At 64.9% G+C, this 26863-nt stretch carries 26 protein-coding genes and 4 tRNA genes; 22 read left to right on the top strand and 8 right to left on the bottom strand.

The genetic code is table 11. The annotated features are described in order from the left end of the window. The first annotated feature begins 320 nt into the window (after positions 1-320). Positions 321-656 (top strand): DUF732 domain-containing protein, encoded by a 336-nt coding sequence (locus C1737_RS09610; protein WP_082972918.1) that lies wholly within the window; start codon positions 321-323, stop codon positions 654-656. Between the two features lie 7 nt (positions 657-663). Here the strand turns inward: C1737_RS09610 and C1737_RS09605 are convergent, their stop codons facing one another. Further along, entirely contained in the window at positions 664-876 is a 213-nt protein-coding gene (locus tag C1737_RS09605) for a hypothetical protein (protein WP_067927286.1), read from the bottom strand. Between the two features lie 657 nt (positions 877-1533). Here C1737_RS09605 and C1737_RS09595 point away from each other — a divergent pair. The 12 genes from C1737_RS09595 to C1737_RS09545 all read left to right on the top strand — a co-directional run bounded on the left by C1737_RS09595 (position 1534) and on the right by C1737_RS09545 (position 9516). Next, on the top strand, positions 1534-1881 hold the full coding sequence (locus C1737_RS09595) for a DUF732 domain-containing protein (RefSeq protein WP_102417955.1): 348 nt from the start codon (positions 1534-1536) through the stop codon (positions 1879-1881). 93 nt (positions 1882-1974) lie between these two features. Continuing rightward, positions 1975-2718: a hypothetical protein gene (locus C1737_RS09590; RefSeq protein ID WP_142393449.1), complete on the top strand. Its 744-nt coding sequence runs from the start codon at positions 1975-1977 to the stop codon at positions 2716-2718. A gap of 33 nt (positions 2719-2751) precedes the next feature. After that, positions 2752-2982 (top strand): hypothetical protein, encoded by a 231-nt coding sequence (locus tag C1737_RS09585; RefSeq protein WP_067927277.1) that lies wholly within the window; start codon positions 2752-2754, stop codon positions 2980-2982. A 124-nt stretch (positions 2983-3106) separates the two neighbouring features. Beyond that, positions 3107-3367, top strand: a complete 261-nt coding sequence (locus tag C1737_RS09580) for a hypothetical protein (RefSeq protein ID WP_102417954.1) — start codon at positions 3107-3109, stop codon at positions 3365-3367. 103 nt (positions 3368-3470) lie between these two features. Continuing rightward, a complete protein-coding gene (locus tag C1737_RS09575; protein ID WP_102417953.1) occupies positions 3471-3794 on the top strand; it encodes a hypothetical protein in 324 nt (107 codons plus the stop codon). Between the two features lie 78 nt (positions 3795-3872). Continuing rightward, positions 3873-4064, top strand: coding sequence for a hypothetical protein (locus tag C1737_RS26600; protein WP_142393448.1), 192 nt, complete (start codon positions 3873-3875; stop codon positions 4062-4064). Between the two features lie 74 nt (positions 4065-4138). After that, positions 4139-4639: a hypothetical protein gene (locus C1737_RS09570; RefSeq protein ID WP_102417952.1), complete on the top strand. Its 501-nt coding sequence runs from the start codon at positions 4139-4141 to the stop codon at positions 4637-4639. A 67-nt stretch (positions 4640-4706) separates the two neighbouring features. After that, positions 4707-4991, top strand: a complete 285-nt coding sequence (locus tag C1737_RS09565; RefSeq protein WP_067927266.1) for a hypothetical protein — start codon at positions 4707-4709, stop codon at positions 4989-4991. Between the two features lie 129 nt (positions 4992-5120). Further along, positions 5121-7052 (top strand): alpha/beta hydrolase, encoded by a 1932-nt coding sequence (locus tag C1737_RS09560; RefSeq protein ID WP_102417951.1) that lies wholly within the window; start codon positions 5121-5123, stop codon positions 7050-7052. Then, complete coding sequence (locus C1737_RS09555; protein WP_199182821.1) at positions 7033-7605, top strand: hypothetical protein; 573 nt, start codon at positions 7033-7035, stop codon at positions 7603-7605. The genes C1737_RS09560 and C1737_RS09555 overlap by 20 nt, the downstream gene beginning before the upstream one ends. Positions 7606-7736: 131 nt before the next feature. Then, a complete protein-coding gene (locus tag C1737_RS09550; protein ID WP_102419873.1) occupies positions 7737-8543 on the top strand; it encodes an SDR family oxidoreductase in 807 nt (268 codons plus the stop codon). Between the two features lie 94 nt (positions 8544-8637). Then, positions 8638-9516 (top strand): helix-turn-helix transcriptional regulator, encoded by an 879-nt coding sequence (locus C1737_RS09545; RefSeq protein ID WP_102417949.1) that lies wholly within the window; start codon positions 8638-8640, stop codon positions 9514-9516. Between the two features lie 729 nt (positions 9517-10245). Here the strand turns inward: C1737_RS09545 and C1737_RS09540 are convergent. From C1737_RS09540 to C1737_RS09520, 5 genes are all read right to left on the bottom strand, one after another. Beyond that, the gene (locus C1737_RS09540; protein ID WP_233214728.1) at positions 10246-11238 is read right to left on the bottom strand and encodes a PIN domain-containing protein; all 993 of its coding nucleotides are present in this window, start codon (positions 11236-11238) and stop codon (positions 10246-10248) included. Positions 11239-11258: 20 nt separating this feature from the next. Further along, positions 11259-11723, bottom strand: a complete 465-nt coding sequence (locus tag C1737_RS09535; RefSeq protein WP_068095876.1) for a helix-turn-helix domain-containing protein — start codon at positions 11721-11723, stop codon at positions 11259-11261. 142 nt (positions 11724-11865) lie between these two features. Continuing rightward, positions 11866-11940 (bottom strand) — tRNA-Val (locus C1737_RS09530). Positions 11941-11953: 13 nt separating this feature from the next. Next, a tRNA-Cys gene (locus C1737_RS09525) sits at positions 11954-12027 on the bottom strand. 28 nt (positions 12028-12055) lie between these two features. Next, positions 12056-12128: transfer RNA gene (locus tag C1737_RS09520), tRNA-Gly, on the bottom strand. A 181-nt stretch (positions 12129-12309) separates the two neighbouring features. Here C1737_RS09520 and C1737_RS09515 point away from each other — a divergent pair. From C1737_RS09515 to C1737_RS09500, 4 genes are all read left to right on the top strand, one after another. Further along, positions 12310-12381 (top strand) — tRNA-Val (locus C1737_RS09515). Positions 12382-12827: 446 nt separating this feature from the next. Next, positions 12828-13397 (top strand): TetR family transcriptional regulator, encoded by a 570-nt coding sequence (locus tag C1737_RS09510; RefSeq protein WP_102417947.1) that lies wholly within the window; start codon positions 12828-12830, stop codon positions 13395-13397. A 141-nt stretch (positions 13398-13538) separates the two neighbouring features. Beyond that, on the top strand, positions 13539-14588 hold the full coding sequence (locus C1737_RS09505) for a zinc-binding alcohol dehydrogenase family protein (RefSeq protein ID WP_102417946.1): 1050 nt from the start codon (positions 13539-13541) through the stop codon (positions 14586-14588). A gap of 68 nt (positions 14589-14656) precedes the next feature. Further along, a complete protein-coding gene (locus C1737_RS09500; RefSeq protein WP_102417945.1) occupies positions 14657-16294 on the top strand; it encodes a CocE/NonD family hydrolase in 1638 nt (545 codons plus the stop codon). 8 nt (positions 16295-16302) lie between these two features. Here C1737_RS09500 and C1737_RS09495 read toward each other — a convergent pair whose 3' ends face one another. Next, on the bottom strand, positions 16303-17043 hold the full coding sequence (locus C1737_RS09495) for a sensor domain-containing protein (RefSeq protein WP_102417944.1): 741 nt from the start codon (positions 17041-17043) through the stop codon (positions 16303-16305). A 574-nt stretch (positions 17044-17617) separates the two neighbouring features. Between C1737_RS09495 and C1737_RS09490 the strand changes: the two genes are divergently transcribed. Together C1737_RS09490 and C1737_RS09485 are read left to right on the top strand one after the other, a co-directional pair. Then, positions 17618-20887, top strand: coding sequence for a serine/threonine-protein kinase (locus tag C1737_RS09490; protein ID WP_102417943.1), 3270 nt, complete (start codon positions 17618-17620; stop codon positions 20885-20887). Between the two features lie 203 nt (positions 20888-21090). Further along, complete coding sequence (locus tag C1737_RS09485; RefSeq protein ID WP_068095886.1) at positions 21091-23862, top strand: LuxR family transcriptional regulator; 2772 nt, start codon at positions 21091-21093, stop codon at positions 23860-23862. 50 nt (positions 23863-23912) lie between these two features. Here the strand turns inward: C1737_RS09485 and C1737_RS09480 are convergent, their stop codons facing one another. Next, positions 23913-24572, bottom strand: coding sequence for a hypothetical protein (locus C1737_RS09480; protein WP_142393447.1), 660 nt, complete (start codon positions 24570-24572; stop codon positions 23913-23915). 354 nt (positions 24573-24926) lie between these two features. Between C1737_RS09480 and C1737_RS09475 the strand changes: the two genes are divergently transcribed. The 3 genes from C1737_RS09475 to C1737_RS26595 all read left to right on the top strand — a co-directional run bounded on the left by C1737_RS09475 (position 24927) and on the right by C1737_RS26595 (position 26789). Then, a complete protein-coding gene (locus tag C1737_RS09475) occupies positions 24927-25388 on the top strand; it encodes a hypothetical protein (RefSeq protein ID WP_142393446.1) in 462 nt (153 codons plus the stop codon). Positions 25389-25539: 151 nt separating this feature from the next. Then, positions 25540-26238, top strand: a complete 699-nt coding sequence (locus C1737_RS09470; protein ID WP_068095890.1) for a hypothetical protein — start codon at positions 25540-25542, stop codon at positions 26236-26238. A gap of 77 nt (positions 26239-26315) precedes the next feature. Further along, on the top strand, positions 26316-26789 hold the full coding sequence (locus C1737_RS26595; protein ID WP_142393445.1) for a hypothetical protein: 474 nt from the start codon (positions 26316-26318) through the stop codon (positions 26787-26789). Positions 26790-26863 lie beyond the last annotated feature (74 nt).

Below are 26863 nucleotides of genomic sequence, written 5' to 3'. Positions count from 1 at the left end.
GATCGCCGGCGCCCAACCCGGTTACGGACCCAGGCCCAGCAGGGTCGGCATCGGCGGGCTACCGGGCTCGACGTCGCGCAATCCGCAGTTGCGTCGTTCAATGCGCTCGCCGTGGAGCGCGTACAACCATTCCCGTATAAATGGCGTTCCCGTCAATTAACAGACGGTTCAGCGGCACTAAGCGATTGTTTTCGAGTTTGCCAAGCGCCAATGCGTCACGTGTGCAACAGTATCGACGGACCGAAGCGTCAACTCATCAGCGCGTCGACCGATGTGCGCATTTCGGTCCTGCGGAAATGTAGGCCCACCGAGGAGTCATCATGAAGAACCCGGCACGTCTGACCGGCCCGCTCGCTGCCGTTGTGGCAAGCATGACCGTCGTCGCCACCCCGATCGCGAACGCCGACTCGACGGACGACGTTTTCCTGCAGGCGCTCACGAAGCAGGGAATCACCTTTACCAACCTGTCGGACCAGACCGTCGTCAACGCCGGACATGGAGTTTGCCAGGACTGGGCCAACGGTGCGACTCTGGCGCAGACGTTGTCCGACGTACAAGGCGCGCTCGGGTTGAGCGACCACAATTCGGGTTACTTCATCGGTGCGGCGACGCAGTCTTACTGCCCGCAATACGTCAGCAAAGCCACGCAAAGCTGACGCGCGGTCACTTGTCCTGAGCGGGGCGCGGGGTGCGGTCGCGCGACGGGCGGGCGCGCCTCGGGAGGAACATGAGCATCACCGGGAACCGCAGCAGCGCGTCGCGGTGGGAGATTTCGAGGAACACCGTCTCGATCTCGATGTTCCTGATCGGCTGCCGTTCCATCATCAAACGGGTCCGCAGGTAGTGCGGGGTTCTCAGCCACTCGATGAAATTCATGCCCGCGACTCTACCCCGGCGGCGAAAGTCATTGCGGGGCAGAAAAATTTGCAGAACTGCGGGTCTACTTGGTCATTGCCTGGGGCGAACGCTGAGCCCGCGCTGACCCGCAGCAAACCGACTGCCGCCGGCGCGATCCCGTCGTCGGAGGTGCCCCGGCGTCACCGCCGATTCGCAGGAATTCTCCAGGTCTTGAACAGGGCCGGACGACTAGAATTCACAGGGTGAACGCGCAGGCCGAAGGCTAGCGGCGATCGGCTCGGTGGGTCCGCCAGCGATGAGAAAGCCCGCAACGATATTCGTGGCCGTTGGGGCCGTAATGCTCAGCGGGGCTGTCGCTCACGCTGACTCGCCGTCGCCGGGGCCGACGCCCCCACCCGGTACGCCCAAATGCCTGACCTTCGATGGCCCACAGTTGAATTGGCTGCCGTGCGGATGGACCACCGATGGCAAGCGCTGGACTCCGCCGCCACCTCCGCCTCCACCCGGGCCGTGACCGTCCCCGCGATCGGATTGAGCATTCGTCGCCCGCGAAGCCGATTATTCAACTTTCGATAAGCTGCATTTTCACTAGTTTTCCTACTCTTCGAATCCTGCCGCATTGGAGCCGCATCCTGCGCGCGTCGTCAACGGCACGAAAGAAAGGAAGCGGATCAAATGCCCTCATCTCGCTGGCCGGCGCGACTGGCCGTCCCCGTCATGGCCGGTGCCGCCCTCATCGCCAGCACGGCCGTCGCGACCGCCGATGCCAACGACGACGCCTACCTGGCTCAACTGCGCGCTCAGGGCTTCAATTGGCCGTCGGACCACGACGCCGCCCTCATCGGCATGGGGCGCCTCATCTGCGACGATCTCGGGTGGGGCTGGACGTACGACCAAATCGCCCAAAACATCCACGCCAACCTGGACCCGAGAAACGTCACGTTCGGGGACGTCCATTCCATGGTGACGCTGGCGCATTCGACCTATTGCCCGCTGCAGCGGTGCTGGACCGACCACTGCTGACGCTGAATTCTTAGGCCATTTCTAAGACACGGCCATTGTTTCCGGTGTAGCGTCCCGATCAATTTCATAGGGGCGTGGCGGAAAGACCGGGCAATGAAAGCAGCAATGGCGGCGGTGACGGCAGCCGTTTTTGCGTTGGGTCTGCCGAGTGCCGCGCCGGCCCGTGCCGAGACTACCGGCACCGTCAAAGCGCCGACCACCCCGCGAATGAACGCCGCCAACCTGAAGTCGGGCCAGGACGGCGTGTACAACGCCGGGCAGGTCCTGACCCTGGTGTGCCACGCCGCGGGCGAGCCGGTCAAGGGCTTCTTCAGCTACCAGATCAGCGACGGCGGTTGGGACAGCCTGTGGTACAAGACATCTGACGGTCACTACGTCGCCGACGTGGACATCGACACGCGCACCCTCGACGCCCTCGGCCCCGACTGCGGCGGTGGGGGATCGGCCCCGGCGGCGGCGACCGGCGAAGACAAGGCGGCTCGCGCGATGGCGTGGGCACGTGGCCAGATGGCCGCGGATCCGGACAACACGGTGCAATGCGAGACGTTCGTCGAGCAGGCGTACAGCCACGCGTTCAGATACCCGTCGGCGATGGACGCGTTCAACGATTTCAACCGCAAAGGGTTGATTCACACCAACGCCGACAACATTCCGGAGGGGGCGCTCGTCTTTACGAGCAATCCGGGATTCGATCACGGCACCGGGCACGTGATGCTCAGCGAGGGCAACGGCCAATACCTCACCGCCAACTACTTCACCCCACCGCACATCCGGGAAATACGACCGAGTCCCTCCGATTCGCAGAACATCTTTCTCGGGTGGGCCTACGCGCCATAGGTTGGCCTCGCGCCCTGTGGTACTCACGACCCCATGAACAATCCTTCACCGGGCCCGGGATGGTGGCTGGCCTCCGACGGCAAGTGGTACCCGCAGCAATGGGAGTACACGTGGGATTTCTGCGAGGGCGACACCGCCATGGACGAGATGAAACTGAAGGCCGACGAACTGGGCCGCCAGGGATGGGAGATGGTCGGGCTCGACGCCGACCACCGGGGCGCCTTTTCCGTCGCATGCTTCTTCAAGCGGCCGATCGCGCCGTGACCCGGCCGCAGCGGCGGCGCGGACCTCGCTGAGGTGCGAGCGGCGCAAGTGGGTAACCAAGCCGGTAGCGCGCCGGGACGCGCCGATTCCAGCGATCAGGTCACTACTCGGAAGGCGGCATCGGATGGTTCGTGAGGAGGGCGGCCGGTGGGACGTCAGCATCAAGGAGAACGCGGTTTACCTCGAGCGCGTATCGCAGGACGACGAGCGGTTGTTCGACGAGTCGTTGGCGTCTGACGAGGCGCGCGACCTGGCTGAGCTGCTGACGAAATTCGCGGACAAGCTCGATCGCTCCGAGAAGTCGAAGGATCCGGACGACGAGGACGACGACGAGGACGACGACGAGGACGACGACGAGGACGACGACGACAAAGACAAAGACTAGGTGGGCGGGCGTCAGCGGGGCGCCCGATTCAGAAGTTGACAGCCTGAGGAACGTCGAACGCGTCGGCCGCGAGGGCCGCTCGCCGCGATGAGATCATGATCGGATGACCACCCACACCTGCCTGGGTTGCGGGCTGAAAACCCGCTACTCCTATGGGCGTACCTGCGTGGGGTGCGGCCTGAAAACCCACCGCTCGTATGGTGATCGGCCGGATTGGCAGCCGCAGGCCGAAGCGGCGTTCGCGGCGCCGGCCCGGATCGTCGCCCTGGGCGAACGGCATCCGACGGCCGCGCTGGCGTTGATGGTGCCGAGCGTCATCATCGCGATCGCCGCGGTCGCCACTTACCCACTGGTGTTCGTACCGTTGCTGGTCCTGCTCGGCGCGGCCTTGGTGGCCTCAGCCCGCTACGAGGAAGCCTCGAAGTAGTTAGCTGGTCGACGGGACGCCGATGGATGACCAGAGCGTCGGTAGCATTGGCACTTCAGTGCAGCTGACGGGTGGAGCGTGCCCCTTAAACGTGTTGACGAGTTGAAGCCCGGCGACAAGATCCGGATGAAGATCGGGCACGCCACCGTCGTCGCGACTGAACCCCTCGAGGGCGACCGCACCCTGCTGACCTTTTACTACGGGACCAAACACGCGGCCGACAACGCTCTCACTGTCGATGTCCTCGCCGACGACGAGTGGGGTTGGTGAGGCAACCGGCCAGACTCTTGCTCGTGACGGACCGGCAGATGACTATGGAAGGGGTACGGCCTCGAGGAGAAGCGATGACGTCGGACCCCGTGAAAAGCTTCGTCGGATTGTGCGCTGCGTCGCTGCCGATCGCCATGTTGATTCCCCCGACCGCTGTCGCCGACAATCCTTCGTGGAACGGCCAGTACGCGATCACGTTCATGGTGGGTCCAAAGGCCGGCACCAGCATGGCGGTCGGCAACCCCGAGGGCCAGCACACCGAGGTCTACGGTTTCCGCTCGAGCTGCACGAATGGCAAGTGCGTCGCCACCATCGTCAGCGGCCCGCCGCCGACCAACCCGACGGTTCCGCAGCCGATCCAGTTCACGTGGGATGGAAAATCCTGGTCGCAAACCAACGACTTCCAGTGGGACTGCATGATGCCCGACACCTCGATCCAGTGGAATCCGGCCCGAGCGACCGTGCGCTACACGCCCCAACCCGACGGGTCCCTCGACGGCCTGATGCACACCGACATCTTGAGCGGCGCGTGCCAGGGCACGATCGACATGGACATGAAGGCCGAGCGCGTCTGAATTCGCCCCGGACGACACCAAACCGTTTGCTGATTACTCGGTCTTCCAGCTGGGTACACCTGAGATCGTGCGGTTCTTCTCCGTTGCTGCCGCGGTCGGCATCGCTATCGCCATGCTGATGGCCCCACCGGCGCGGGCCGACTTGAGCGGCTACGGAAATTGCGTAGGAAGCATTACGGAGGTCCCGCTGTGGGAGCACGACACCCAGAATCAGCAGCTCATCGGGGTCATCGAGCAGGACCTCAATTCCGGTGTCTCGCCCGCCGCTGAAGCCCGGAAGGTGTCGCGGATGGGATTCGACCCGCGTTTGGCCAATCGGATCGTGGAGTGCGTGATCCAGGAGCGGCCGTAAAGCCCTGAGCGGGCGGCTCCCGTCAGCCGGCCGATCTGTCCACGGCCACGACAAACACCGACGTCGCCGCGGGTGCTGCGGAGGTAACCTTTAGCCGGTTGAAGGACTGAGGCTTTTGGGGGCGGTGTAATGCAGCTGAAATGGCTCAGCGTCGCCGACCTGATCGCGAAAGCCGGCGGCGATCCGTGGGCGATCAACCAGAGCTTGCAGGCCGGTAGCCCGTCTCAGATCTCGAGCCTGGCCGAGGCCTTCCATGGCGCGGGCCGGTGTACCGCCGAGGCCGACCACGCGTTCGAACAAGCCCGGAAGCGCTTCGACGCCGCGTGGAACCACCAGAACGGCGACCACCCCATCAACGACTCCCAAGAAGTGCAGCGGGTGGTCAAATCCCTTGGCGCACAGTCGGAGCAATTGCCCAAGATCGGCGCCGACCTGGAGAACATCGCCGCCGCGCTGGCCGAGGCGCAGAAGGCCGGCGCGCAGCGAATCGCCACGCTGGAACACGAGCTGCAGGGGCTGGACAACCTCATCGACGCGGCGGAACACGATCTGCAGCACGGCAACCTCGACGCGAAGTCCCAGGCCTTCCTGGAGAAGCTGATCGAGGACGCGAAAGCCGACGCCGCCGACGACGTCCGGGATGCTCTGCAGGGTATGGAGTCGATCCGGGACGGCTACTCGGCCACGCTGCAGAACTGCCTGGGCAATCTGCGCACCGACGGCTACGACCCGAACATCCTCCAGCCCGTCGACGCCGACACCCAGATCCCGCCGCCAAGCACCAAACCCGAAGACGTGAACCGCTGGTGGACATCGCTGACCCCGCAGCAGCGCCAACGATTCATCGCCGAGCACCCCGACCAGATCGGCAACCTCAATGGCGTCCCCATCCTGGCGCGCAATCAGGCCAACCTCGCGGTGATGAACCAAGACCTCGACCGGGTGCGCGGCATCGCCGGCCGCAACGGCGTCTCGGTCGATGACGTGCTGCGCGACCCCGCGAAATTCGGGCTGTCGGCCACCGACGTCACCCGGTACCAGAACGCCAACGAGACCAAGCAGGGCCTCGACCACGACGCGGGAGACCCGCTCCACCCGAACCCCGTCTACCTATTCGCTTACGACCCAACGGCGTTCGGCGGCAAGGGCAGGGCGGCGATCGCGATCGGCAACCCCGACACCGCGAAGAACACCGCGGTGATCGTGCCCGGCACCAGCAGCAGCGTCAAAGGCGGCTGGCTGCACGACGGCCACAACGACGCGATCAACCTGTTCGAACAGTCCAATGCCGCCGACCCGAACAACCCGACGGCGGTCATCGCGTGGATGGGTTACGACGCCCCGAACGGCTTCGACGACGTTCAGCGCATCTCGACACCCGCACTGGCCCGCACGGGCAGTGCGGCGCTGGCACAGGACGTCAACGGTCTGTGGGCGACACACCTCGGCGCCGGCCAGCATGTCACGGTGCTGGGGCACTCCTACGGCTCGACCACCGTCGCCGACGCCTTCGCTTTACACGGCATGCACGCCAATGACGCTGTGCTACTGGGCTGTCCGGGCACCGACGCGGCACAATCCGCTGCGCAGTTCCATCTCGACGGTGGACACGTCTTCGTGGGAGACGCATCCACCGACCCGGTCGGCATGCTCGGCCATCTCGACGGGGCGAGCAAGAAGTTGTTCGGCGAGAACTTCTTTGGCACCAACCCCAGCCTGGGGACCGACCCCGCCGTGGACGGGTTCGGGTCGGTGCGCTTCCGCGCCGAGGTTCCCGGCTCCGACGGCATCAACCCCCATGACCACTCGTACTACTACCACCGCGGCAGCGAAGCCCTCTATGGCATGGCCGACATCGTCTCCGGCCACGGCGACCAACTCCAAGCCGACGGCATGACAGCCGAACACCGCCATTCGTTCGGGGGCGTCCAAGTCCGAATCCCGGGCCTACCCCCGGTCACCATCGGCCCGCACACGCCGGCCGTCATTGACCCGGAATGGGAGCGGTCGCCAGGATCTATCACCGACAACCATGTATTCGATGCTCAACACCACCATTAAGGAACAACGCGTGTCGTGGCGCCAAGCCCTGCTCACTTCCGTATTGGTCGTCGCCGTGTTGTTAGGAGGATGCGCGCCAGTGCAAGAGAAACCACCAGCAAGCGGACCTACCAATCCGTATGAAGACACCGCCCACCCCATGAGCGACGACCAGACCAGGGCACAGGTGATCGAGCCGGCCAGACAAATCGTCGCCGCCGCCAACCTGGACGGGGTCAGCGGGGCGTTCTCCTTCGCCTCCTGCAACGACCAAGGCGACCCGCCGTTTCAGGGCACCGTCACGCTCAGCTTCCTCATCCACGGCGACCCGGACGCCTATTTCCAGCAGGTCCGAACGGCGATGATCGCCCACGGGTGGAGCGACGGTGCGCCACCCGGCCAGCATTACCACGGGGCGACGCTGAACAAGGACGGCGTGGCCGCCAGCATCAGCTTCATGCCGTCCGACCACAGTTACGGGCAGATCATCCTCGATGGTCAATGCCGAAACATGGGCAACCACAAGGGCGAAGGTCAGTGGACCAACATCAACGATCAGTTGGCTGCGCGATAAGCCTCGGCTGGGACGGGTTGGCGGATGTCGCTGCCGCCAGCACCGCCCCGTAGGGAATCAAAGGTGGCTCTCTGAGTACCTGTATCGCCAGGGTCTCCCGGGGGCTCCGCGCGCCTGTCAAGCTGGTGAAGATGGCAGACAACCAATTCACCTCGCACACAGGAGTTTTCGATCTCAGTGGAAAGTACGCACTGGTCACTGGTGGCACCAGGGGCATCGGGCTGATGATAGCGCGCGGCCTTCTCCAAGCAGGCTCCCGCGTGATCATCAGCTCACGCAGTGCAGACGCGTGCGCGGAGGCGCAGCAGCAGCTGTCGAAATTCGGTGACGTGCAGGCGATCCCCGCCGACCTGTCCAGCCACGACGAGTGTCAGCGCCTCGCCAACCTCGTGACGTTGAACTCGGAACGCCTGAACATTCTGGTCAACAACGCAGGAGCGATGTGGCGCGAACCGCTGGCGACATTCCCTGACGAGGCCTGGGACGCCGTCATCGATCTCAACCTCAAGTCGCCGTTCTGGCTGGTGCAAGCGCTGCTGCCCGCACTTCGCAGAGCGGGCACCGCCGATGATCCCGCGCGGATCATCAACATCGGCAGCATCGCCGCCATCCACGTCGCCCAGTCGCCCAACTACTCGTACGCCAGCAGCAAAGCGGCACTCCATCAACTGACCAGAGTGCTCGCCAGAGAGCTGGGCCCACAGCGCGTCACGGTCAACGCGATAGCACCGGGAGTGTTCCCATCACAGATGATGGCGGCCACGCTCGATGCCATCGGCGACACGATCACGGCGGCGGCCCCGCTGCGCCGGCTCGGCCGCGACGACGACATGGCGGGGACCGCCGTGTTTCTCGCCAGCCGGGCCGGGTCCTACCTCACGGGCGCCATCATCCCGGTGGACGGCGGCATCGCCACGACCGCGTCGGGTACGCCCTAGGCGTCGGTGCGGGCTTTGCCAGCGGCCGCTCTCAACGCAGTCGGGGTACCCGCAGTGCCTCCCTTGTACTGCGGGACGCGCCTACGGTAAAGGGATGCCCACGATGGATCCACGCACCGAGATCCGGGAGTTTCTCAGCTCGCGTCGCGCCCGCATCGCACCCGAGCAGGCCGGCCTGAGCGCCTACGGCGGCAATCGTCGGGTCAAAGGTCTGCGTCGTGAAGAGGTAGCGCTTCTGGCGGGAGTATCGGTCGACTACTACGTGCGCATGGAGCGCGGCAGCCTCGGTGGCGCCTCCGACGGCGTGCTCGACGCGTTGGCCTCTGCCCTACAACTCGACGAGGCCGAGCGCGACCACCTGTTCCACCTCGCACGCCAATCCGGTGCGCCCAGCCGCCCGCGCCGGCACAAGCCGGCCGTGGCGGTGCGCTCGACACTGCAGCAGGTGCTCGACGCCATCTCCGATGCGCCGGCCTGTATCCATAACGGCCGTTATGACGTGCTCGCCATGAATCAACTGGCCCGCGCGCTGTATTCACCGGTGCTGGCCGACCCGCGACGGCCCGCGAACACGGCGCGGTTCGTCTATCTGCACCCCGAGGCGGCCCGAGAATTTTTTGTCGACTACGACCAAATCGTCAGGGACGCGGCCGCGAAGCTACGCATGGAATCCGGCCGCAATCCGCACGACGAGGAGCTGATCGCCCTAGTCGGCGAATTGTCAACGTGCAGTGAGCTATTTCGGCAACGGTGGGCATCTCAGGATGTGCGGCTGCACCGGTCCGGACGCAAGCGGTTGCACCATCCGATCGTGGGCCAGCTCGACTTGGACGTCGAGTCGATGGAGCTGACCGCCGAGCCCGGGCTGCATCTCACCGTCTACACCGCACCCGCGGGTACGCCGACCGCCGACGGTCTAGCGCTACTGGCGTCGTGGGCGGCCACCCAACAGATGCCGGCGACCGACCTCTAAGCAGCCGCGATCGCTACTCCCACGGCGAAGGCAGCGAATGCGTCGATGTCATACGCAGGTCCGGCGGTGCATGGAGTTCTTCGAGTCCGCACGTCCTGAGCACTTCGAGCGGATGTGTAGAGCCACAGAAGCAGATCCAAGCGGTATTTCGTGACTCAGTTACAGGGCTGCTCGCCGCGCGGGCGGTGCGCCTGAACAGTTACTCAGCGGGGTATTCCCAAATGTTCGTATGGTTCAACTCATGGTGATGTACACACACCATCGTCTTGCCCTGCCCATCCGTCGTAGGAGGTGCCCCCAACGGACACTGATCCCCCGGCGCGGGCGATAACGGCGCCAAGACCAACGCCGCAGCAATAAATGCGGATATCATCGTCGCGCTCCTTTCGCTAGCCGCTGCTCATAGCACGACGTCAGCACCAGCAGGGTTCAAAGAACACGGTTGTTGCCGTGGCCGCGGCGTTACCGCGAGTTTTGTGTCTGGCGATCTCGCGGCGCTCGTCGCGTTCGTGGATGGGCTGGCGTCGAGGGCGGTGCTAATCGTGGGTGGTGATCCTGGCGATTGACGCGACTGTGAGCGTTCGATCGGCTGCCGTTCGATGCCAGACGCTCGTACCGATCAACGCGGGCGATGCGGGCAATGGCGCGCTGAGGTACCGCTCAGGCTCATGAACTAGCCTGCACCCGACCAGACACCGATGCGAGCGCAACCCGAAATCGGCTCCTCCCTTATTGGGCCCCGCCTCTCACGTCCGCTGAAGTTGGAAAATAGTTCTCCGATAGACCCCATGCACGCCACCAGCCGTCAGGACATAGGACCATAGTCAAAACGTAACCATGCTCCAACAGGTAGTCGTCGAAGGCCTGCATTGAGTGCTCAGCATTCGGCATAAATTTGACATACCGGATTTCGTCGTCACCCGGGCATCGCTCGACGAATTGCATGATCCCTGCCTGCGATAGCCACTGAAGCGCAAAGTCAAAGTTGCCCCATGCTGGAGGATTGAATGTCAAATGCCTTAGGGCTTCGTCGTATTCGGGGTCTTCTTTTCCTAGGAGCGCAATCCACCAGAGGGTTGCCGCTCCTAGGGGGTCGGTTGGTTCGGGGCTACCATGGGGAAAGAACGCCTGTTGTGCCTCTTCTGCTGACCTTATCTCCAATGGCGGGATGCTGGCGTCGAAGTCGTCCTTCTCCGCCTGCGTTGCGCGCGAGACGAATTGCGGCACTGTCCGCCGTAGGCTGAGGTAGAACTCGGTAACTGTCAACTGCGGCCGCCTGTATGCCGTACGTTGCTGCCTGAGGCAGGCCAGTGTCACCGTCGGATCGAGATCGAGTTGATCCTGCAGGAAATCGTCGGGGTGAACCGCTTCAATATCGTACGGCTCCAATGATTCTGGCGGAAAATCCTGGATGTTGGCAGTCACTATGATCGCGGCTCCGCCGCGTACGGCCGCTGCTGCCACATGACGATCTTTTGGATCGTTCGTCATCGCGGCCACGAGGTCTTCATAGCCTTCGACCATCGCATTCGGAAACGCTGACCGCATCCGGTTTAGCCGTCGCGATGCTTTCTCTGGCTCGACATTGAACTTCGTGATGAGATTTCGTTCAACCTCGTTCAGGATCTCTTCAGACCACAATGGCTCATACATCTCAGCATCAGCCAGCCAAAGTAGGAGATCAGCTAGCTGATACGGGAGCAACACGCAGGCATCGAGCAATACTCGTATCCTGGCCACATTCAGCGGGTCTCCGTGAAGCCGTTGACTACGCCGTACGCATCATCTTTTGCCGCTTCGGTGCCCATAGCCTCAAGGTCGCTGCGTCGGGACTTGCGTATCCGCTGTTGGTACGCCAGCACGTCCTCCAATCGGACTCTTCTGTGGCGACCCGGTTTCGTATACGTAATCTCACCGGATTGCAGCAGGCGCACGAGGGTGGGTCGAGACACGCCGAGTAAGTCGGCTGCTTCTTGTGTCGACAGCACCGCACGATGCGGCTCTAGGGTGACGGCTCGTCCGTCGGCGAGAGCATTGCTGGCATGAGCTAGCACATTCAATAGCTCATGGCTGAGTTTGAACTTGCGACCGTCCGAAGTGACCAGAAACATCTCTGTATGCTCACCTAAGACGTCAGCCAGCTCTTGTAACTCCCCACTTTTGGCGGAATCTGGTGGCAAGACAGTGTGGTCGGCGAGAACGTCCATGCGACCATCGTAATTCGAAAAAAACGAAAGATCGACTGCGCAACGCCTTGCATCGGATGCGCATGGTCAAGCGCCGTTGTGCTAGTTACGTGCATGCGGATCGTTCGCGAAGCGAAAAATGTGCTTTGAGCTGCAATAACTCTGGTGCGCGATACTGGGATTGAACCAGTGACCTCTTCCGTGTCAGGGAAGCGCTCTCCCGCTGAGCTAATCGCGCGGGGTCAAAAAGCTGGAGGTGGAGACGGGAATCGAACCCGTGTGCACGGCTTTGCAGGCCGTTGCCTCACCACTCGGCCACTCCACCGCTGGGATTGATGCCACTTGCACCTTCGAGCGGATGACGGGATTCGAACCCGCGACCCTCACCTTGGCAAGGTGATGCGCTACCAACTGCGCTACATCCGCGCGCCTCGGACGAGATCGTCGTCCGGTGCGAAGCACGACGATAGTCCACGTGAGCGGGCACATACAAATTTCTCGGTACGAGCCGTGTCCAGGCTAACGCAGGGCCCTAAAGGGGGATATGGGCCGGTACTGTCGAGACCAGGCTCGTGCTAGTCTTCGACGTCGTTCGCCTCTTGGCGCCGGTCCCGTGGCTCAGTGGGAGAGCGTCCGCTTCACACGCGGAAGGTCGCTGGTTCGATCCCAGCCGGGACCACCCTTCTGAACTGTAGAAATAGCGCGCGTGCATTCATGGTTGCTTAATCTTTGTCCGGTTTCCACGGTGTGGGGTCGGTCGCGGCTGTCGGCTCCTGATCGCCGAATGCACTGCCCGTCGTGTGCACAGCGCGACTACGTCGGCGAATGGGCCCGATGATGTTCGACCGGCCCAACCTCGACGCCGGTCGGCGCCCGGCGGGGGCCCACGCCATATGGATGACACCGCTGGCCGGCGACCTCGGCTCTAAATTGATGGCCAACCCTTGAGATGACCGCGCTGCGCCCTGAGCGCGGCCGCGGCGATAATTCCCGATGCGGCCGGTGGCGAGCACGCGCGCAGCCAAGCGCCCCGTCAATCGCCCATCGACGTCGGACAGAACGGTTTCAGTTACTGACATGGCGATGACCGCCATAACAGTGGCTGTCATCATCTAGGATCGGGGCGTGAGTCGATGGGAACCCAATGCGCGGGGCCGCCTTGAACAGGCCGCCCTGGAGCTCTACAGCGAACGCGGGTTCGACCAGACGACGGTGGCGGAAATCGCTCAGCGCGCGGGGCTGACAGAGCGAACGTTCTTCCGGTACTTCGCCGATAAGCGCGAGGTGCTGTTCTGGGGCGAAGGAGTTCTACACGATTTGTTCGTGCGCGCCATTGCCGGCGCCCCCGACTCGGCGGCGCCGATGGACGCTATGGCCGCAGGGCTAAAGACCATCGGGATCCTCTTTGAGGGGCGCCCTCGCGAGCAGGCGCGGCAACGCCAGACCGTCATTGCCGCCAACGCACAGCTTCAGGAACGGGAGCTGATCAAGCTCGCCAAGCTTGCCGCGGGGATCGCCGAAACGTTATGCGGGCGCGGTGTGGCACAACCGGCCGCAAGCCTGACCGCAGAAATAGGAGTTGCGGTTTTCAAAGTGGCGTTTGAGCTTTGGGTCGACGACGTCAATGGCCGCGACCTGGCACAACTCATCAACGAGTCGCTCGAGGAAGTCAAAGCCTTAGCCACGCCTCGCTGATCGGCGCCGCCTGGCGGGCGGGACAGCAGGTGATGACAGTCCCTGTCATTGGTGCTAAGCTGATGACAGGTTATGACATCACGTTGAATCGATGGTGCCCGTGCGCTGCCGGCGATCGATGACACCAAGGAGAAGCTGCAGATGCCCGCCCAGAACATGGCTCTTTGGCTTCCGAAGCGCGGGGCTCGGTTCGAGGTCGGGCCTGCCCCGTACACCAGACCGGCGGCCGACGAGGTTGTTGTGCGGGCACGTGCGATCGCGGTGAATCCTGTCGACGGAATCCCCGGTTTCGCCTACCGGCTGATACTTCCGTGGCTGACGTTTCCCGCTGTGGTCGGCTCCGATGTTGCCGGCGAGGTTGTGGAAGTTGGATCCGACGTGACCCGTCTGCGCCCGGGCGATCGTGTCGTCGGCCATGCGGCAGGAATCGAGCGCAACCGCAATCGGGCAGCAGAAGGCGCTTTCCAGCTGTATGTGGTGCTCATGCAGCACATGGTCGCCCCACTGCCTATTGGTCTGCCCTTCGCGCAGGCGGCTGTGCTACCGATGGCAGTGTCGACGGCAGCGTCGGGCATGTTCCAGCAAGATCAGCTCGCACTGGCGTTGCCCACCAACGATTCCCGAGATCGCGGAGAAACCGTCCTGGTGTGGGGCGGATCGACCAGCGTCGGCAGCAATGCGATCCAGCTCGCGCGCCATGCCGGGTATCGCGTCATCGCCACCTCGTCGCCGCGCAACTTCGACTACCTCCGCTCACTGGGTGCCACCGAAACCGTCGACTACCACAGCCGCGCCGCGACCAGCGAACTCATCGACGCGATGGGCGATAGTCCGCTTGCCGGCACACTCGCGATTGGTCGAGGATCCCTGGCGCCGACGCTGGCCATCGCATCGAAAGTACTAGGCAGCCATCGGATCTCGTCCGCCCAGCCAGCGCTGTTCACCCGAGTCGAGTCGTCGTTCAGGCGCCGTAAAGGGGTCCGTGTGAATTCCATCTGGGGCGGAAGCCTCAAGGACAACGAAGTCGGCCCCGCGATATACGTGGACTTCCTGCCCAAAGCACTTTCCAACGGCACGTACCGAGCCGCACCCGACGCCATGGTCGTCGGCGACTTGCTCGACAAGATTCCCGACGCTCTCGAACGCCTTCGGAAGGGCGTCTCAGCAAGAAAGCTTGTCGTCACTGTATGACATGTACGACCGACCGTTAGCTATGAACTAAGTAGAAGCACAACATGTTTCGGCATCGAGGTGTTGAGATGATCGTGGATGAGCGGCCCGGCTTCACCGCCAGGGTCTTGGACCGGGCGGTTGCATGGCGCTGGAAGTTGCCGAAGGCAACACATCGCTTCCGGATCGAACATGACCTCGCCATACCCATGAGGGATGGGATCACGCTGCTGGCCGACCACTACGTGCCTGCTGACACCCAAGGGCGCGGAACGATCCTGATACGCACGCCGTACGGGCGGGGCCTGCCCATCAATATGGACGCGCGGCTATTTGCCGGACAGGGTTACCACGTGGTGACGCAGAGCTGCCGCGGCTCGTTCGGCTCCGGCGGTCAGTTCACGCCGATGGCCGCCGATATGGACGACGGCCAAGACACCATGGCCTGGTTGCGCACGCAGCCGTGGTTCGACGGGCGACTAGCCACGTACGGCGCGTCCGGTGTCGGATGGACGCAGTGGGCTCTGCTGGTCGATCCGCCACCAGAACTGCGCGCGGCGGTGATCATCGCCGGCCCGCACGATGCCACCGAATTCGGCTTGGGCACAGGTGCTTTCCGTCTCCACGACTTACTCACGTGGTCGAGGGTAATTGTGAACCAGGAACGGTTCGGGTTGTTCGGTACCATGTGGATCTTCGCTCGGGCAGCGAAGCTCAACGCCCGCACCGTCGCGGCGCTCCCTCTGGCAGATGCCGCGGACATTGCACTCGGACACCGGGCGCCGTGGTTCCGCAAGTGGCTGTGTACTTCAGACCTCAGCGACCCGTTCTGGGAGCCCTACAACGCCAGCGCCGCGCTGGAAAAGGTGTCGGTGCCGATCCGGCTCGTCGGCGGCTGGCAAGACCTGCTGCTTACCCAAACCATGCGCCAGTACGACGTGCTGCACGAACGTGGACTCGACGTCACACTCACCGTCGGGCCATGGATACACCAGGAGGTCGTCAGCGGCGCGAACGGACAACTCGCCGGCGACAACCTTGACTGGATGGCCGAGCACCTCGCGGGCGAACCCGTCATCCGCGCGCACCAGCCCGTCCGGATCGCCGTCACCGGCACTGACGAATGGCGCGAACACCCTCACTGGCCACCGCCAGGCACCGAACAGATCCACTATCTACAGCCGACCGGACACCTCACCACTCGGCAGGCGCAGTCCGGCACCACCTCGTTCACCTACGACCCCGCGCATCCCACACCCACGGTTTCCGGGCCCTTGATCGACAACAACGCCGGAGTGCGCGACAACCGCGACCTCGAATCACGCTCAGACGTGCTGACCTTCACCAGCCCCGCGCTACCCGCGATGCTGGAGATCATCGGCACCCCCATCGTGGAGCTCGACCACAGCACGAGCAATCCGCACGCCGACGTGTTCGTCCGGCTCTGCGATGTCGACACGAAAGGCTGTTCCCGCAATTTCTCTGAGACCTTCCTACGGCTCGATCCCGCCGCGGGGGACCAGCTGCTGCGGCTACGTCTGCACCCCTGTGCACACCGGCTCGCGGCCGGCCACCGGCTACGGCTACAGGTATCGGGCGGGTCGTTTCCTCAGTACATGCGGAACGAGGGCACCGACGCGTCACCTGGCACGGGCACCGAGCTACGAGCATGCCGCCACACCATCCACCACGGGAAGTCCCGGGTAATCCTTCCCGTTCCCGCATAGGTCTGGGTCTACCCGGGTATCTTCTCCGATATCTTGTCCACGATTGTCGCTAGGGCCGTCGGAGCGCCGTTGCCCTCTTCGCAAACCTGCGCATAGATGACCACATTGTTCTTTGCCCGGGCCCCTTTGGCGCAGACCGAACCGACGAGCTGACCGTTCTTCAATCCTGTTGCCGTCCAACGCACATCCGTAGCGGTGACGTCGATTTTTTGCCATTTAGTGTACATATTGAAAGAATTCTTGGTGACAGCATTGTCGCAGGAATTCAATGGCTTGGCGAAAGCGGTGTCCAGCAACTGCGTCGCTGTTTTCGCGTCGGCGACCATCGCAACGTCCTGATTGACCAGGGGAGGGTGCGTCATGTCGTGCTCATAAGAATTGGCCCGGTATGCGGTGTAATCGCCAAACGAGTCGGTGTTCGGCCCGTATAGCGCCCCGCACTCGGGGTTACCCTCGACGACGGCAACGGGTTTCGGAGGGGAAAGAAAGCCCGGCGGAGACTTGGCGACATAGTCGAATTTCGTCCCGACGATATCGCCGACGGTGTCCGGCGCCAGGATCAGCGAGTCGATGCTGGTGGGCGCCATCGTGGGTGGAGGCGGAGGTGGCGCTGTGGTTGTCACCGTGGTTGTCCCCGTTGGTGCCGCCGGCGTTGCGCTGTGGCCGCCGCCCTTCCCGCCGGCACACCCAACCGCCACCGTGATAGCGGCGAAGGTGGCGGCTACGGCGAAACTGTCCGTGATGTTCATCCCTGATCTCCTCAGGACCGTGGGCGGCTGCGACGCAGACCGGCCGCGATGCTTATGCAAAGCCAACGCGTAAACGGCCCGATGCACCTAGTGTCGAAAGTCCCTAGCTCGCCGCCAGGAAGCTCTCAATTCCCATTTCGAAACGCCGGGCCAGCCGTGTTGCTGCGCGCTACGTCAGAGTGTGAGTCTGACCCCCCAAGGAACGTTCTCGCCTGCTGTTTGTCCGTAGATGAGCAACGTTGGGATTCCCGGAGAGCAGGTATTCCGATGCCCAGCATCGGGGTGCAAGCACCGTGTCCGGTTTTATGTCGGAACACCGGATCAAGGGAACCTGGTATGAAGCTCCACTCCGATCACTCCGATCAGTGCCAAGCTCTGAGCGCCTCGTGACTGCCGCTACGCCTTGTTCACGGGATACGGCTTTGCGCAAACCGGCCTGTCGGCGGGGCTCTTCATCATCGGCCCGGCCTACGACCCCCGAAAAATTACCGCCATCGCCCCAGGTCATTCCGCGATAGGGTGACACGACCGGTGGGTTGGCCACCCTGTTTACGCGCGAGGACAGTGACCGTCGATGGCCGACGTGGATGCAGAGGCGATCCAGCAGGATCTGATCGCCGGGGTCGCCGCGGAACTCGACTTCGCGGGCGTCGAGCAGATCGGACGCGGCGGATTCGGGGTCGTCTACCGTTGCGCGCAGCCTGAGCTGGACCGCATGGTGGCCGTCAAGGTCCTGACCAACGACCTCGACCCCGAAAACCTGGACCGGTTCCTGCGCGAGCAGCGCGCGATGGGCCGGCTCTCCGGGCACCCGCACATCGTCACCGTCCTGCAGGTCGGCACCACCCGCGGCGGCCGGCCGTTCATCGTGATGCCCTACCACGGCACGGGGTCGCTGTGGGGGCAGGTCAGCGGGCACGGGCCCCTGGACTGGCGCCAGGCGCTCAGCATCGGCGTCAAGCTCGCCGGCGCGCTGGAGGCCGCGCACCGGGCCGGCATCCTGCACCGCGACGTGAAGCCGGGCAACGTGCTGCTGACCGACTACGGGGAACCGCAGCTGACCGACTTCGGGCTGGCCCGCATCGCCGGCGGGTTCGAGACCCGCTCGGGCGTGGTCATCGGTTCACCGGCGTTCATCGCCCCCGAACTCCTCGAAGGCGCGACTCCCACAACCGGATCCGACGTCTACTCGCTGGGCGCGACGCTGTTCTGCGCGCTGACCGGCCACCCGCCCATGGGCCGGCCCATCCCCGAGATGCTGGCCAGACAGCGGGTGCCCGAGGACGTCATCGCCGTCATCGAAACCGCCATGACCCGCGATCCGTCACGCCGGCCGGCGTCGGCCCTGGAATACGGTGAACAGCTGCGCGAGGTACAGCGCCGCCACCACCTCCCGGTCGACGACATGGTGGTGCCGGTCGAGCTCAAGCGCGCGGGCTCGCCGCCGGCCGGATCGTCGGATCATCGGCGCGAGGCCACCACGACACCCCCGGCGCCGTCGACGAAATACCGTCCCCCCGCGTCGATTCAGTCGCTGGTCCCGCGAGACCGGTTGATGGCGCTGCTGCGCGCGGCCGGGCGGCGGCGGCTGATCCTGCTGTACGCGCCGTCGGGTTACGGCAAAACCACCCTGGTCGCCCAGTGGCGCGCGGAACTGGCCGCCTCGGGCGTGACGGTGGCGTGGCTGACCGTCGACGACGACGACAACAACGTGGTCTGGTTCCTCGCCCACCTGCTCGCGGCCATCCGGCGGGTACGTCCCGCGCTCGCCGAACCGCTGGAGCAGATCATCGAGCAGCGCGGCGACGAGGCGACCCGCTACGTGTTGACCTCGCTGATCGACGCGATCGACGAGGCCGGCGAACCCGTCACGCTGGTCATCGACGACTGGCAGCGGGTCTCGGACGCCCAAACCATCGACGCTCTGCGATTTTTGATCGACCACGGTTGCGATCACCTGCAGATCATTGTGACCAGCTGGTCGCGCGCCGGATTGCCGTTGAGCAAGTTACGAGTTCGCGATGAGCTGGTCGAAATCGATTGCGAGAAACTGCGATTCGATGCCGAGGAGGCGCGGTCGCTGCTCAACGAGACCGTCGGGCTGCAGTTGGCGGGCAGCGACGTGACGGCCCTGACCGCATCGACGGACGGGTGGGTCGCCGGCCTGCAGATGGCCAAGCTGTCGCTGCGCGGCGGCGGCGATCCGGGCGCCTTGGTGAGCCGGATGTCGGGCGAAAGCGAGGAGGTCGGCGAATTCCTGGCCGAGAACGTCCTCGACATCCTCGACCCGCAACTGGTGGACTTCATGATGGCGACCGCGATCACCGAACGCATCTGCGGTGAGCTGGCGTCGGTGTTGGCCGGCGTCGACGGCGGACACGCCACGCTGGAAGAGGTCGAGCGCCGCGGCTTGTTCCTGCGCCACATCGACCATGACCCGCAGTGGTTTCGCTACCACCAGATGTTCGCCGGATTCCTCCGGCGCCGCCTCGAACGCGACGATCCCGGCCGCCTCCACGACCTGCACCGCGCCGCGTCGGCGTGGTTCGCCGAGCACGGCCACATCAGCGAGGCCGTCGACCACGCCCTGGCGGCGGGGGAGACCGCCCGGGCGGTGGACCTGGTGGAGGACCTCGAGACCAGGTCCCTGATCAACCAGTCACGCATGACCACCTTCCTCGGCCTGGTCGAGAAGCTGCCCCCGCAGCTCGTGACCACACGACCGCTGCTGCAACTCTCGATGGCGTGGTCGAACATCCTGCTGCACCGCACCCAGGCCACCGAGATCGCACTCGACCGCTTCGCCGCAGCCATCGCCACGTCCGACCTGCCGGAGGCGCGGTGCGCGGAGCTGACCCTGGAAGCCAGGGTGGTGCGGGCGGTGGCCGAGATCTATGCCGACCGGATCGAAGGCCTCGAGGACATGCTGGCCGAGGTGATGTCGAGGGCGCACGAACTGCGTCCGGTGCTCCCGCAGGCGGCCGCCATCGCGCTGGCGTTCGCGGCGATCCACCGCTTCGACCTTTCCGCCGCGCAACGACTCCTGGAGTGGGCGGAGCCGTTCAACGAGCAGGTCGGCGCGGTGGGCGCCGTCTACGCCCGCAGCTGGGCGGGCATCGCCGCGCGCCAGCAGCTCGACATCCCGCTGGCGTTGCGCAGGTTCCGGCAGGCGTTCGAGACCGGCACCGCGGCGGGGGCGCACTCGTACGCGGCGCGGATCGCCGGTGCGGTGCTCGGCGAAATGCTCTACGAAACGGGCGAATTGGACGAGGCCGCCGAACTGCTCGAGGAGAGCTATCACCTGGGCCCCGAAGGGGGCGGGGTCGACTACCTGGTGGCACGCTACGTCGTCGGCGCGAAAATCAAAGCCGCGCAGGGCGATCGCGAAGCCGCGGTGGACCGCCTCGACGCGGGCATGGCGGTGGCCGACAAGCTGCGGCTGCCACGCCTGGCCGCCGCCATCACCCTCGAGCGGGTCAGGCTGGGGCTGCCCATCGACCCCGCCGAGGCGGACCGGCTGCGGGCCGGCGGCGACATTCCCCGCGGCGGCGACGGCATCGCCATCCTCACCGCCGAGCTCGACGCGGCCTCGGGCATCCGGCTGCTCTCGCGCAGCCATGCCAGCGAAGACCGGGACGAGGCATGCCGGCGCGCCGGCGCCCTGGTGGCCGGAATGGACCCGGCCGCCCGGCCGTTGGCCGCCCTGCAGGCCCGCCTGCTGCTCATCGAAACCCTCACCGCGGCTGGGCGTGCCGCCGACGCGCGCGACGACATCGCGGCGGTGCGCGCCCTGTGCACCGAACAGGGATTGTCGCGGCTGCTCATCGACGCCGGCCTCGGTTAACGGGCGATCGTCCCGCGGGGGCCTGTAGTTGCAGGTACCTGTCGGTGCCGATAAGTTTCGAACATGCGAATCTGCGCCGGGTCGTGAGCCGGGGCGAGAATGCGCATCCAGATGCGGCTCCGGCAACCACACGAGTTTTCTCGTTCAGGCGTGTCCGGGGCCGGCGTCCGTTCGGTTGCTGACGGCTCTTCACGCTGACGCTCATGGCCGGGCCAGTCGTATCCGGGAGTCGTGCCGCGGAGGCCGAAGCCGTCTCCGAATTCCTGGACACCTGCCGCGCTATGCCCGCCTGCTTGCTGGTGGAGGGTGAGGCCGGAATCGGCAAAACCACCCTGTGGCTGGCCGCGACCGAGCAGGCCCGGGCGGTGGGCATGCGAGTGCTCACAGCGCGTGCGGCGATCACTGAATCGGTGACGGCCTACGTCTCGTTGGCCGACCTGTTTTCCTCGGTCGATCGCGAGGTCATCGAAGCGCTGCCCGGGCCGCAACGCCTGGCGGTCGACCAAATCATGTTGCAGGTCAGCGATGACGGCCGGGCAACCGATCAGCGTGCGGTAGCGGCGGCATTCCTGTCGGCGATCGACATACTGGCAGAAACCACGCCGGTGCTCTTGGCCGTCGACGACCTGCAGTGGCTGGATCCCTCCAGCGCTCGCGTGGTGGCGTTCGCAGCGCGACGCTTTTCGGGTCCGGTCGGCCTGCTGGCGACCGTGCGTACCGGCGGTGGTGACGATGTGTCTTGGCTGCAGCTCGAAAGGCCGGATGCCATAAGACGAATTGCCCTCAAGCCGTTGGCCCTCGGGGCATTGCGTCAGATCATCACTGCCCGGCTGGGACGCTCGGTTTCGCGGCATACCATGCTGCGGATCCATGAAGCTTCCGGCGGTAATCCGTTCTACGCCATCGAATTAGCGCGCACGATCCCTGAGGGTGAAGCGGGCATCGAGATGACGCTGCCAACCACCTTGGCCGGGCTGGTGGCTTCCAAGATCGATGTGCTCGATGAGGACACTCGCCAAATACTGCTTGCCGCTGCGTGCCTGGCCGAGCCGACGGTAGAGGCCGTGGCACAGGCTGCCGCCCAGGGCGTGGATGAGTGCGTACGGCGACTGCTGGTCGCGGAAGAGAGGGGCATCGTCACCATCGACCGGCACCGGCTGCGCTTCACCCACCCGCTGCTGACCGCCGCCGTATACACGATGGCCGCACCCACGCAACGGCGTGCAATGCACCGGCGATTGGCGTCGATCGTCGATCACCCTGAATTGCGCGCTCGTCACCTGGCGCTGGCCGCCACGCACGGCGACGCGAAGACGCTGGAGGCGCTGGATGCTGCCGCCGAATTGGCCAACAGGCGCGGGGCGCCGGCGGCTGCCGCGGAGTTCACCGAGTTGGCCAATGAGCTCGGCGTCGGCAGCCCCGAACGCCAGATTCGCTGTGCAACATTCTATTTCAGCGCTGGCGATGCCGTACGCGCACGCGATCTCCTCGAGGAGGTCATCAGGACGCCCGCGCCGGCGAAGGTACACGCTGAAGCGCTCAGCTTGCTGGGGCTGTGGGCTCTGCTCGACGGCAGTTCCCGGGAAGGCGCGAGGCAGCTCCAACGAGCAGCGGACTCCGCCACCGGCGACGATGAGTTGCTGGCTTACATACTCGCGTTGTTGGCGTTCGCGCGGATCAACATTCACGAGTTCGAAGGCGCCGTCGACGCGGCTGACGAAGCGGTCACCACCGCAACCCGGCTCGACGACCGTCAGCTGCTGAGCCAGGCGTCGAGCATGCGAGTGCTGGTGCGGTTCCTGGTCGGTGAGGGCTTCGACGAGGAGGGGCTGCGGACCGCGTTGCTGCTGGACGATGGCGACGACACACCGTCGGCCATGCTGTGGCCCACTCTCCAGCACGCCGCCTTGCTCAACGGGACGGGACGGCTCGACGAAGCGCGGCAAGCACTCAGGGCGATTCGGCAACGCTACATCGAGCGCGGCGCCGAAAGCGAAATGATGGTCGGTGCCTTCCATGGCGCGCTCAACGAAATATGGCGTGGCGACTTCGCAGAGGCATCACTCATCGGTGAGGATGCGCTGCAGCGTGCCCGCCAGCTCGATGCTGACCTGCCGTTGGCCGTGGCGCTGATGATTCAGGCGATGGTGGCCGCCTACGCCGGCGATGAGGCCGTCGCGCGTCGCGACGCCAGTGCCGCACTGACGGCTGCTGAACGCTGCGACTCGCCGGCGCTGGTCACCGTCTGGCCCACGAGCACACTGGGCTTTCTCGAGGTATCGCTGGGGAACTACGAATCGGCACTTCGGGTCCTGTCACCGCTGCTGCGTGGCTTCGAGCAGAGCCCGCGTGCCACGGAGATCTTTATCACCCCTTTTCTGCCTGACGCCGCTGAAGCCTTGATTCGTCTCGACAGGTTCACTGAGGCGAAGAACCTGATTGATGTGTTGGAGGACAACGGACGTCGGTTGGATCGGCCGTGGATGCTGGCGGTCGGTGCGCGGTGCCGGGCGATGCTTCTGGCCGGGGACCGCGATCTGACTGCGGCGCTGACGGCCGCGCAACGGGCGATGGCCGCGCATGAGCGCCTGCCGATGCCCTTCGAGCGTGGCCGCACGCAGTTGTTGCTCGGTGACATCCTGCGCAGGCAGCGCAGCCGCGAGAATGCGGCCGCGGCGATGCGCGCGGCGGCGGCCACATTCGAGGACCTGGGCACGCCGCTGTGGGAGCGCCGTGCCCGAACATCCCTCGAGCGCATCAATTTCGGCCCAGCCGACTCGAAAGTGCTGACGTCGGCCGAGCGGCGTATCGCCGACTTGGCAGCAGCCGGCAGGACCAATCATGACATCGCCTCCGCGCTGTTCATCAGTCCCAAGACCGTCGAGGTTCACCTCTCACGGATATACCGCAAGCTCGGCATCCGGTCGCGCGCAGAACTCGGCCGTCGCCTCGACCAACTGGAACGTGATGACTGACAACGGATTCGGCTACCGATTTGCCCAGGCGCGTCGCGGCCGCACAGAGATCAGGGCATCTGGTAGGCGCAGCGTCCCGGCGTGTGCTCGGTGAGGTGGACGGGTTGGCCGTCTACCAGGATCGAGCAGTCATGCGTACCGTGGTGATCGGTGTAATTCAAGGCCAGGAACTTGCTTCCCGTGACCTGCACGGTCTGCGACCACGGCGTCGGTACCCACGTGGTGGTGCTGGCGGGGTATACCGGGGTGCCGGGGTCGGGAATGGCGGAGAAGACATCGCCCGCGCCAAGGACCTGGTAGGTGACCGTATGCGCGCCCGCCGCAGGGGAATTGGTCTGCGGCTTCAATCCGCCGGTGGCGCCGACCCCGGCGTTCGCGTTCTCCTGCCACGTTTCGGTGCGCCGTTGCGGGGTGACGCACACCGCGTCGCCGTCGTATGCCTCGCGCCACACCAACCCTGAAACGCATGTCTTGGGGCCGTATGCGCCCCCGCCGGCGTAGCCCTTGCCGTCGGCTGCGGCGGCATTCTCGGTCTGGACCTCGGCGGCTATTGCGGGCGAGACGCAGACGTTGTCACCGGGCCGGGCCTGACGCGGAACCAGCCCGGGTGCGTCTCCGGGAATGCAGCCGCCATTCGCCGAAGCGGTGGGCGCGGCCACCGGGCCCAGGGCGGTAACAGCGACCGCATAGAGCACGGGTATCAAACGCACGCCCAGGTTGCGTGCTGCCCGCGTTGCCTCGCGGCCGGGCTGTGCCAGGGAAGTGCCCCCTGCTGGCGCATGACAAGACATGAGAACAACTCCCATCGACGTATGCCCTTCTGGTCGTCATTGGGAAGCTAACGCCGCCAGCGATGGGGATGGAATACGGAGTTTCCCTACCCAATTCCGGACTGGCGCCGCAGGGCCCCGCGTTCCGCGGCCGCTCGCCGAAAGCCGTCGGCAATGTAGGGGTTTTCCCTGATGTGGCGCGGACCAATTAGCGCTACCATCGGTCGCTACCTCGAACCTCCGAGCGACAGGGGTCGGATGCGGAACCGAGTCAGCGCCCGGGACGTCCGATGCGTGATCGTGCCGCTGCTTGCCGTATTCGCACTGGCCCTGGCAGCGGCGACCACCGTGGCGAGTACCGCGTCGGAGTCGTATCAGCTGGCCTCGACCTCGCCGCCGCCAACACCTCCCAGTACCTTGACCGCCAACGAGCAGGGCTACGTGCGCGTGACCACGGCCTCGAACGCTATCGGTTGTTCCATCAGCGCCGAACTGGTCGCCTGCCAAACCTCCGCCGACCGCTGGCCCCCTCGCGCCAGTGGTCAGCCGTTTCATACCGTAAGCGTCAGTGCCGACGGCAAATTCCAATTCGTGGACGCCGACCTTGGGGCGCTTGCCGGCAAGGTTGAGCTGGGACCCGGGACATACGAGGCTCAAGGCTGGACCGTCACGGCGACCGTCGACACCGTCACCTTCACCAATGACCGCACCGGCCACGGCATGCAGGTGAGCACACAGTCCGTCCAACCTATGTAGGGCTGGTCCTGCGGGGCACCCTTGCTTGTGCGGGGCAGCGTCGCAGGGCGACGCCAAAGTATAGGGAAACCACTGATATCACCCGCCGCTTGGCCGCGCCTAGCGTGGGAGCCGCACGCTGTCGATCCCATGCGTAGCCGAAAGGACGGCCATGTTGACCAAACCCATGCCGTGGACAGCGCTCTGCACGATCGTCCTTTGCGGCGCGACTCTGATCGTCGAAGCACCGGCTGCGACGGCCGACCCGCCGGCTCCGGCCTGCAAGCCGGGGTTCGTCTGGCGCGCCGCTCGCCCAGGCGATGCAGTGTGTGTCACCCCCGAGGTCAGGGACAAGACCGCACAGCAGAACGCCGTCGCGGCACAAAACGTCCAACCCGGTGGTGGCAACGCCTGCAAGCCCGGTTTCGTTTGGCGCAATGCCTATTCGGGTGACGCGGTCTGCGTGACGCCCGATGTGCGCGACCAGGCGGCCGCCGACAACGCGGCCGCCGCCTCCCGCACGGTCAGCGCCACCGGCGCGTGCCAGAAGTGGCGTGGCGTCAGTGAAGAACTCCTCCTCGCCGAAGACAACGGCTACAAAGTCTTCGCGTACACGTCGTTGACCGGCCAGGCCAGTTTCGAGGGGCACGGCGGACCCGAGGTCAAGGGGAGGATAAGCGCCGGCCCCGGGATCAGGGGCAGTGACATCGGCTTCGCCGTGGTCTGGGACAACGGCTGGAACAGTCGATACGCCGGCATGATCCACCCCGACGGCAGCGCGCGTGGCGGCTATGAAGACTTCGGTCCTGGAAACGCGGGTATCCACAGCGGCAACTGGGACGCGGTCGGAAAGTTCGTCTGTGACCAATAACTTTCTACTGCAGCAGTATTCGCTTTGATGCAGCAGCTGCGGTGACTTCCGGCAGGGCCACAAGAGGGGAGCGTCTCATGCCAGTTTCACATCGCCTGACCCGCAGTGCCGGAGTCGACCTGCACAAGCTTGCCCATACCTGCTACCTGTTGGCGGCGGTGGCCGCGGGCGCAATCGCTTTCGGGGTAGCTCCGTCGCACGCGGACCCGAACCTGCCCTACGGACCCAATACCTGTGTCCAGGGCCTGGTCTGGCGGGAGGCGCGGGTCGGCGACGCTGTGTGTGTTCGCCCGGGTGACCGCACCCGCACAGCACAAGAGAACGCCGCAGCCGCCGACCGGCGCGATCCCAACGGCCCGTACGGGCCACAGAGTTGTAAGCAGGGATCGGTGTGGCGGGAGGCGTTCGACGGCGACACGGTTTGCGTAACGCCAGACACCCGGCGAGAAAACCTCGACTGGAATGGGTATCGGTGCGGCACGGTTCTCGGTGCACAGCAGCACGCGGGTTACTGCCCGCCGTACCCGCCGCCGCCCAACGACATCGGCTAGTTGCGTGCGCCTTTCCCGAACCGCTTTGATGTGCGTTCCACGCGAAACCGGTAGGGAAACACCCTATTTCTCCA

This window comes from Mycobacterium sp. 4858 (genome assembly GCF_900240975.1).
Lineage (GTDB): Bacteria > Actinomycetota > Actinomycetes > Mycobacteriales > Mycobacteriaceae > Mycobacterium.
Note: the sequence above shows the minus strand (reverse complement) of the source record. Positions and strands in the feature narration are given on the sequence as shown.

What these genes read in the sequence shown, in the direction of transcription:
- C1737_RS09610 (WP_082972918.1), top strand. Translation starts at nt 321, where the DNA reads ATGAAGAACCCGGCACGTCTGACCGGCCCGCTCGCTGCCGTTGTGGCA.
- C1737_RS09485 (WP_068095886.1), top strand. Translation starts at nt 21,091, where the DNA reads ATGGCCGGGCCAGTCGTATCCGGGAGTCGTGCCGCGGAGGCCGAAGCC.
- C1737_RS09595 (WP_102417955.1), top strand. Translation starts at nt 1,534, where the DNA reads ATGCCCTCATCTCGCTGGCCGGCGCGACTGGCCGTCCCCGTCATGGCC.
- C1737_RS09470 (WP_068095890.1), top strand. Translation starts at nt 25,540, where the DNA reads ATGTTGACCAAACCCATGCCGTGGACAGCGCTCTGCACGATCGTCCTT.
- C1737_RS09505 (WP_102417946.1), top strand. Translation starts at nt 13,539, where the DNA reads ATGCCCGCCCAGAACATGGCTCTTTGGCTTCCGAAGCGCGGGGCTCGG.
- C1737_RS09495 (WP_102417944.1), bottom strand. Translation starts at nt 17,043, where the DNA reads ATGAACATCACGGACAGTTTCGCCGTAGCCGCCACCTTCGCCGCTATC.
- C1737_RS09605 (WP_067927286.1), bottom strand. Translation starts at nt 876, where the DNA reads ATGAATTTCATCGAGTGGCTGAGAACCCCGCACTACCTGCGGACCCGT.
- C1737_RS09545 (WP_102417949.1), top strand. Translation starts at nt 8,638, where the DNA reads ATGCCCACGATGGATCCACGCACCGAGATCCGGGAGTTTCTCAGCTCG.
- C1737_RS09580 (WP_102417954.1), top strand. Translation starts at nt 3,107, where the DNA reads ATGGTTCGTGAGGAGGGCGGCCGGTGGGACGTCAGCATCAAGGAGAAC.
- C1737_RS09550 (WP_102419873.1), top strand. Translation starts at nt 7,737, where the DNA reads ATGGCAGACAACCAATTCACCTCGCACACAGGAGTTTTCGATCTCAGT.
- C1737_RS26595 (WP_142393445.1), top strand. Translation starts at nt 26,316, where the DNA reads ATGCCAGTTTCACATCGCCTGACCCGCAGTGCCGGAGTCGACCTGCAC.
- C1737_RS09490 (WP_102417943.1), top strand. Translation starts at nt 17,618, where the DNA reads ATGGCCGACGTGGATGCAGAGGCGATCCAGCAGGATCTGATCGCCGGG.
- C1737_RS09585 (WP_067927277.1), top strand. Translation starts at nt 2,752, where the DNA reads ATGAACAATCCTTCACCGGGCCCGGGATGGTGGCTGGCCTCCGACGGC.
- C1737_RS09575 (WP_102417953.1), top strand. Translation starts at nt 3,471, where the DNA reads ATGACCACCCACACCTGCCTGGGTTGCGGGCTGAAAACCCGCTACTCC.
- C1737_RS09500 (WP_102417945.1), top strand. Translation starts at nt 14,657, where the DNA reads ATGATCGTGGATGAGCGGCCCGGCTTCACCGCCAGGGTCTTGGACCGG.
- C1737_RS09555 (WP_199182821.1), top strand. Translation starts at nt 7,033, where the DNA reads ATGCTCAACACCACCATTAAGGAACAACGCGTGTCGTGGCGCCAAGCC.
- C1737_RS09535 (WP_068095876.1), bottom strand. Translation starts at nt 11,723, where the DNA reads ATGGACGTTCTCGCCGACCACACTGTCTTGCCACCAGATTCCGCCAAA.
- C1737_RS09560 (WP_102417951.1), top strand. Translation starts at nt 5,121, where the DNA reads ATGCAGCTGAAATGGCTCAGCGTCGCCGACCTGATCGCGAAAGCCGGC.
- C1737_RS09590 (WP_142393449.1), top strand. Translation starts at nt 1,975, where the DNA reads ATGAAAGCAGCAATGGCGGCGGTGACGGCAGCCGTTTTTGCGTTGGGT.
- C1737_RS09570 (WP_102417952.1), top strand. Translation starts at nt 4,139, where the DNA reads ATGACGTCGGACCCCGTGAAAAGCTTCGTCGGATTGTGCGCTGCGTCG.